Consider the following 6,446-nt stretch of genomic DNA (forward strand, 5'->3'; position numbering starts at 1 on the left):
AAACCGAAATGGCTATAGAAGGACACGTATTCACCGGGGAAAGCCCCATCAGCTCCACCGCCCAGGCCATCATCAACGCCATCCATTCAGCGGCAGGCCCACACTAAAGTGGCACGAGTCGGGACTAGCCGTCTTCGGTGTCCTGATGTAAGGCGCCACCACCCAAGATTAGTACGGGCCAAACAACCCAGCAGGTCACGCCGCCGAGACAACCACGCCTACAAAAAGGTGACCGAAGTCAGGTAGAAGGACACGTATTCACCGGGGAAAGCCCCATCAGCTCCACCGCCCAGGCCATCATCAACGCCATCCATTCAGCGGCAGGCCCACACTAAAGTGACACGAGTCGGGTCAAACGGGCCTGGCCGTCGCGGACCGCAAGCGGTAACCACCCACCGTAGACAAACGGTTGGCTAATCACGACTACGGTTTCGTCGCCCCACTGGCACCCCTGTACCTCGGGCACGTAGTCAGCCCAAGGATCCGCCTGCAATAGCCAGTCCCCGAGATAGTCGGCTTCGATCCTGGCGTGCCCAGGTTCTTGCTCCACCGCTCGGGCAATCGCCGCCAACGCCGCTCTGTCAACTGCGACGTCAGCACCCGGGTTCAACACTTGACCAGTCTGGCTGTCGAGTGTCACACAAACCAGTGCCAAGGACGGGTGAGCCGGGCCCCCAAGGCCTCCAATGATCACACCGGACCAAACCACGGTCAACCTGCCGTCGTCCTGCGCAGCTGTCCTGACACTGATGACCTGACCGGGCCTTGTGGTTTCGCGTTGGCAGAATGTGTAGTCAACCACCCCGGCGAGGTGTTCGATCTCCTCGACCAGGGCCGGGCCAGCCTCGTCATAGTCTGGGATTTGAGCCATCCCCTGACAGGCTGGTGGAAAATCGTCTTCCGGCACCGGAGTCCAGTCCGGCTCAAGAGTGTGCTGCCGGGCCCAAGGACTGGCCGAAGGAGTTGGCGTGCCAGAGCCCCCGGGCAAAGTAGCGCCCTCGGCCGTACATCCGACAAGGCCCAACCAAAGAAATGAAGTCAAGACCAGACCCTGGATCACTCTGGAGTTGCCCATCACCGAGTCACCGCCGGCCTCGGGAAAATCCGACCGATGACTCCCGGAAAAGCCAAGGCGTCAAGTTGGCCATTGGCCCCCAATCTCTCCCGCCCTTCACTGCGCACCGTCTTCTGTCGAATCAGCCGGTCGCGGCCCATCTTCGGAGTCCTCGGCAGCTTGTGACTCCTTTCTTTCGTAAAGCTCCGCGGCGACAAGGATAACTGTGAGCACAACAAAACCGAGGAATGAACCCAACAGGCCAATCCAATCCCGGAAACGTCCAGCCGCAGCCGCAAGCGCGAAGAATAGTATGGTCATGAGCGCAACACGACCCAGCACGTTTTGCCATGTCGGCACGGCTGGAAAGTCCCACAGCTTTTTCAAACGGCGCGCTAGCCCCCTGCTGAGCCTTGCGGCCCCGCCTAGCACAATCCACCGTCGGCGAAGGCCGGGTAACCAAGCTGATCCAGCCAGATGTATCTCCACCGACACCCTCGGTTATCGTCCATCACAGACCGGCTTTCGAGTAGCGTACCGCTAGCTACGCTCAGCGCCAATAAGCCAGCCCTGCCAAGCCGCAGCCACGTACCTAACCCAGACGGTTGACTAATCACGATCACCGTCTCGTTCCCCCATGGCAACCCTGCACGTCGGGAATACGGTCCTGCTAGACCTCTTATGCTCCACAAAATCGAAGACTATTCTCCCCAAATACATCAAGTACATCGCCCCATAAACAGCCACATCCCAACGGTCAAGGCGGTGCCGCGCGGCGACTAACGCCACCGTCATCACCGCCAGTGGGATAGAGGCCATTAGGATGAATCCTCGCCAGGTGCTGACAGTGTTGGGAAAAACCAGCCGACGGCTGCGACCATCCGCGGCCTCCCGCCTCCTCCAATGGGCCTTACCCACAGGGTTCACCATCAAACTCATGATAGACCCCGCCCTTTGACAAGTAGGCGTGGCGCCATCTGCATTTCCCCCTGTCTCCAAACAGATCCTCGGCATAGCCTCGGCCCGCAGACACCCCGAACAATGAGATTCTGCCAACCACTCCAAAGGGGATTATCATCCCGATCGCTGTAATTGCCAAGTCCCGAGTCCTCCGAAGAAACTTTTCCGAAGAACCGTTGGGGTCATACTGATACGCGCCAAGATACTTGAGATCCTTGTCTTCTTTGGCCCATTGGGGGAGATCAGGACGCCACGGTCCCACTGGCGGGTTGCATTGTTCTACGGGCGGCTGAACTGACGGCGGGTTAGGATCCCACCAGGGGTTTCTTCCTGCTGAAATCATGCTAACTGGCAGGCCCGACCCGGTCCGGCCCTTTCTCCTGCCGTTTTCGATGATGCTTTGAATGGTTTTCGATACCGTGGTGATCGCCCTTCTAACACTATCGGTCACGACGCCAACAGCTTTCTTCACAGCATTCACGGCCCTCTTGGCTTTGGCTATCGCGTTTTTGATTGGGTTGGATGTTTTGGTTGTTTTCCTGCTTTGGGTTGGGGTTTTCGTTTTAGGCCTGACCCAAGTCGCAATCTTTTTGATCGCAGTTTTGAAAGTCGAGAACAGGCTTTTCGCGAGACTACTAAACGAGAACAACCCGGTAGGGTCGGCCACACCAACCCGTAGGAACTTCTTCATTGAATCTGGGGTCCACAACACTGCCGCCTCCTGGTTGTTATGGCCCAACCGGGACAGGGGTGCCCGGTGGTTTGATGGTCGACCACGCTACGCCCAATACCATTGACGTCTTCTGGGACTTCTGTCCCGTGACCAGACTGTGACATTCCGAGTATAAGCGTCTGGTTTGGTTTGCCGGGCCCCTGAAACGACCGGATTCTGTCAGGCTGTTGTCGTCCCCGCATCTGTGTTGCGGCTGGCAGCATCCCATCTTTGTTGAACGATCGGCCCTAAGGCGGCGCCGGCCACCCCACGCGGCTAGGGCGGCAAAAAGATGAGACACGCCGTCAAGACTTGATCCGAGAAAAGGCAGACTTGACCGAGTAGCAATACTCGTCGCTGCCCACCGCGGTTCGTCTTTGGTGGCCACCCCTCACCGTCATGTTGGGCCCGACACAACCCGTGGTCCTTACGACGAGGCCCTCGCCACACACCTCCAAGAGCTCTTTTCCACTCAAACCATTGAAGGCCGCCCCCGGCAGGCCACATGGCGTGCGAGGACAGCGCGTGTAACCACCGCTGCCGGTATCCCTTGGGGAAGACACTTCCGTCGCAACCAAGCGTCAGCGGTCTGGGTCTCTGCGCCGGGCCAGTGGTTGGTCAATCCACAGTCAGTTCCGCTAGACTCTCCGGGTTGTCTCGCGCCGGCGGCGCGGGCAGGACCATTCAACCAACTACAGGAGTTCGAAGTGGCTGCAACCTGCGACATCTGCGGCAAGGGGCCGGGCTTTGGCTTCAATGTCTCCCACTCCCACCGGCGGACCAAGCGCCGCTGGGACCCCAACATTCAGCGCGTGCGCGCCAAGGTCAACGGCACGCCCAAGCGCCTGCACGTCTGCACCAGGTGCATCAAGGCCGGCAAAGTCACCCGCTAACCCGACCTGACCAAAGACCGCCCGGGCCTAATCGCCCGGGCTTTTCTTTGCTCAATTCCTCCAAATTTTTGACTGTTGAAACCACGCGAGTAGCGTGTTTAGAGACAAACAGGAGGACTCATGACCACTGCGGTAATCCAGACCGATGGCCTGGTCAAAACCTTCGGCTCGGTAAAGGCGCTCGACGGCCTAGACCTGGTAGTGAACCACGGTGAGGTGGCCGGGTTTCTAGGGCCCAATGGCGCCGGCAAGTCGACCACCATCCGGGTCCTGCTGGGCCTGCTCCGGCCCACCGGCGGTCAGGCCCGAGTCTTGGACCAAGACCCTTGGCGGGACGCGGTCGCCTTGCACCGGCGGCTGGTCTACGTGCCGGGCGATGTGGCCCTGTGGCCGTCGCTAACAGGCGGCGAGACCATTGACCTGCTGGGCCGCTTACGCGGTGGCATAGACCAGAACCGCAAAAAGCAGCTGATTCAACGATTCGAGCTGGACCCGCGCAAGAAGTCTCGGACCTACTCCAAAGGCAACCGGCAGAAGATCGCCCTGATCGCGGCGCTGGCCTCAGATGCGGAACTTCTGCTTTTGGACGAACCGACATCGGGTCTAGACCCCCTGATGGAGGCGGTTTTCAGGCAGTGCATTACCGAAATCAAGGATCAGGGACGCTCGATCCTGCTGTCCAGCCACATCTTGGCGGAGGTCGAGCGGTTATGTGACACCGTCACAATCATCCGCTCAGGCCGGGTGGTCGAATCAGGCACGTTGGCCCAAATGCGCCATTTGACCCGGTCAACAATCGCCGCTACTACCGCCGCTGATGCCTCCCTCCTGGCCCAGGCCGAAGGTGTCCACACCTTCACTCAACGCCAAGAACCGGATGGCTACAGGCTCGACTTCACCGTCGACAACAGCCACATTGGCCCTGTCACCTCCCAACTGGCCTCCTTTGGCGTCGAGGACCTGGTTTGCCAGCCGCCCAGTCTGGAGGACGTTTTCTTACGTCACTATTCGACTGATCAAGGCGATGGCCGATGACGTCTACCGCGGTCAGGCTGTCACGCCCAGTTGAGGAATTTGCCCGCCTGGGCACCCTGATTCGCTCGATCCTGCGCCGTGACCGTTTCCGGCTGCTGGTCTGGCTGATGGGTGTGGTGTTGACCATCGCGGCCGCCGCCCAAGCCATGGGCCGGCTTTATCCCGACCCGCACGCCGCCTCGACCGTGGCCCGGGCTCAGCTGATGGCCACACCAACCGGCCAGGCCTTCGGTGGCCCCGGATACGGCATTTTCGATTACACCTTGGGCGCCATCATGATGAATGAGCTGCTCATGTCGACGCTCATTGTTGTCGCCATCATGTCGGTGCTGCTGGTGACGCGTTGGACCCGCGGCGATGAGGAAACCGGCCGAGGCGAGCTGGTTGGCGCGGCTTGCACCGGCCGTTCGGCCTCACTGGCGGCCGCCTTGGTGGTTGGTTTTGGGCTGAACTTGGCTATCGCTTTGGGGCTGACCGCCGGGCTGATGGCTCAAGGCCTGGCGCTGGCCGGATCGGCGGCTTTTGGCCTAGGTGCCGGTTTGACCGGCTGTTTCTTTGTTGGTGTGGGCGCGGTCACGGCCCAAGTCTTCACAACCGCCCGGGGTGCCAGCGGCGGCGGAATGGCGGTAATGGGCCTGTTCTACATGATCCGGGTGGCTGGGGATATTGGGCACGCCCAGCAGCGCCCCGGCGGCCCGGCCGGTTCGCCTCTGTCCTGGTTCTCACCCTTCGCCTGGCCGCTGCAAACCCGAGCCTTTGTCGATCTACGCTGGTGGCCGCTGGCCATACCGCTAATCCTGGGCCTGGTGTTGGCAGCCCTGGCCACCCACCTGCTGCATCGCCGCGACTTCGCCGCTGGTCTGGTTCAACCCCGGCGGGGCCGGGCTCAGGCCAAGGCCTGGCTCAATTCGCCGCTGGCCCTATTGCTGCGACTGGAACGAGGCAGCTTCGCCGCTTGGGCTCTGGCTGCCGGGTTGCTGGGACTGTCCTGCGGCTACATCGATATCAACGGCTCGTTTCAGAATCTGTTATCCGGCAATCCGACCTTGCAGAAAATCTGGGGCCAGGGTCAGGCCAGCCCGGCTGACACCTTTTTCGCCATCCTGTTGCTTTACGGCGGGGTTTTTGGCATAGCTTTCGCCGTGAACGCCATCGGGCATATGCGCTCTTCCGAGGTCCACGGCCTAGCCGAACTGCAACTTTCGACGGCCGTTTCCCGGGCTAAGCTGCTGGCCACAGCCATGGCGGTCGGCCTGGTCGGTGGGGCCGTCATTCTGGTTTTGACCGCCCTGACGCTGGGTCTGGGCGGGGTGCCGGTCAACCAGGCCAGCTGGGCGGCGCTGCTCAAAGCGGCCCTAGCCCTAATCCCGGCGCTGGCTGTTTTCGTTGGCCTGGCCGCCGCCCTATTTGGCTGGCTGCCCCGGGCCATCGCCCTGATGTGGTTCTACCTGATCTATTCGATCATCGCGCGGATGTTTGGGGCGGTCTTCAACCTGCCGACTTGGGCCGTCAAGGCCTCTGTCCTGGCGGCCACGCCGGGCGCACCGGCGGAGCCCATCACCGCCACACCGTTGATCATCATGACGCTCATTGGCCTGGCTCTGGGGGCGGCTGGCTATTTCGGCTATCGCCGCCGCGACCTGGCCATTGGCTAGGGGTTGGTGGTCTTCGCGGCTGAGGTTACGTTGGTTTTGGCCTGTTTTTTGTGGCCTGTTCAGGGCCTATGGGCAATGACTTCGGCTGAAGTGTTGCCAGGGATACGGCGTGCCGCATCCAGCATGTGACCCGAACA

6 protein-coding genes are annotated in these 6,446 nt (G+C 60.9%); 3 read left to right on the forward strand and 3 right to left on the reverse strand.

What is annotated here, in order from left to right:
* Positions 1-331: 331 nt before the first annotated feature.
* The 3 genes from FWD29_09540 to FWD29_09550 all read right to left on the reverse strand — a co-directional run bounded on the left by FWD29_09540 (position 332) and on the right by FWD29_09550 (position 2,705).
* Complete coding sequence (locus FWD29_09540; GenBank protein ID MCL2804172.1) at positions 332-871, reverse strand: hypothetical protein; 540 nt, start codon at positions 869-871, stop codon at positions 332-334.
* Positions 872-1,171: 300 nt separating this feature from the next.
* On the reverse strand, positions 1,172-1,375 hold the full coding sequence (locus tag FWD29_09545; GenBank protein MCL2804173.1) for a hypothetical protein: 204 nt from the start codon (positions 1,373-1,375) through the stop codon (positions 1,172-1,174).
* Positions 1,376-1,964: 589 nt separating this feature from the next.
* Positions 1,965-2,705, reverse strand: coding sequence for a hypothetical protein (locus FWD29_09550; GenBank protein MCL2804174.1), 741 nt, complete (start codon positions 2,703-2,705; stop codon positions 1,965-1,967).
* A 728-nt stretch (positions 2,706-3,433) separates the two neighbouring features.
* Here FWD29_09550 and rpmB point away from each other — a divergent pair.
* The 3 genes from rpmB to FWD29_09565 all read left to right on the forward strand — a co-directional run bounded on the left by rpmB (position 3,434) and on the right by FWD29_09565 (position 6,309).
* Positions 3,434-3,619 carry a 50S ribosomal protein L28 gene (gene rpmB, locus FWD29_09555; protein ID MCL2804175.1) on the forward strand — a complete coding sequence of 62 codons (186 nt, stop codon included), beginning with the start codon at positions 3,434-3,436 and terminating at the stop codon, positions 3,617-3,619.
* A gap of 120 nt (positions 3,620-3,739) precedes the next feature.
* Positions 3,740-4,654: an ABC transporter ATP-binding protein gene (locus FWD29_09560; protein MCL2804176.1), complete on the forward strand. Its 915-nt coding sequence runs from the start codon at positions 3,740-3,742 to the stop codon at positions 4,652-4,654.
* Positions 4,651-6,309, forward strand: coding sequence for a hypothetical protein (locus tag FWD29_09565; GenBank protein ID MCL2804177.1), 1,659 nt, complete (start codon positions 4,651-4,653; stop codon positions 6,307-6,309). Before FWD29_09560 ends, FWD29_09565 begins: the two co-directional genes overlap by 4 nt.
* Positions 6,310-6,446: the final 137 nt, after the last annotated feature.

It is taken from the genome of Micrococcales bacterium (assembly GCA_009784895.1).
Lineage (GTDB): Bacteria > Actinomycetota > Actinomycetes > Actinomycetales > WQXJ01 > WQXJ01.

Excerpts from the sequence above, each read along its gene's own strand:
- FWD29_09540 (MCL2804172.1), bottom strand. The coding sequence starts at position 871 with ATGGCTCAAATCCCAGACTATGACGAGGCTGGCCCGGCCCTGGTCGAG.
- FWD29_09560 (MCL2804176.1), top strand. The coding sequence starts at position 3,740 with ATGACCACTGCGGTAATCCAGACCGATGGCCTGGTCAAAACCTTCGGC.
- FWD29_09550 (MCL2804174.1), bottom strand. The coding sequence starts at position 2,705 with ATGAAGAAGTTCCTACGGGTTGGTGTGGCCGACCCTACCGGGTTGTTC.
- FWD29_09545 (MCL2804173.1), bottom strand. The coding sequence starts at position 1,375 with ATGACCATACTATTCTTCGCGCTTGCGGCTGCGGCTGGACGTTTCCGG.
- FWD29_09565 (MCL2804177.1), top strand. The coding sequence starts at position 4,651 with ATGACGTCTACCGCGGTCAGGCTGTCACGCCCAGTTGAGGAATTTGCC.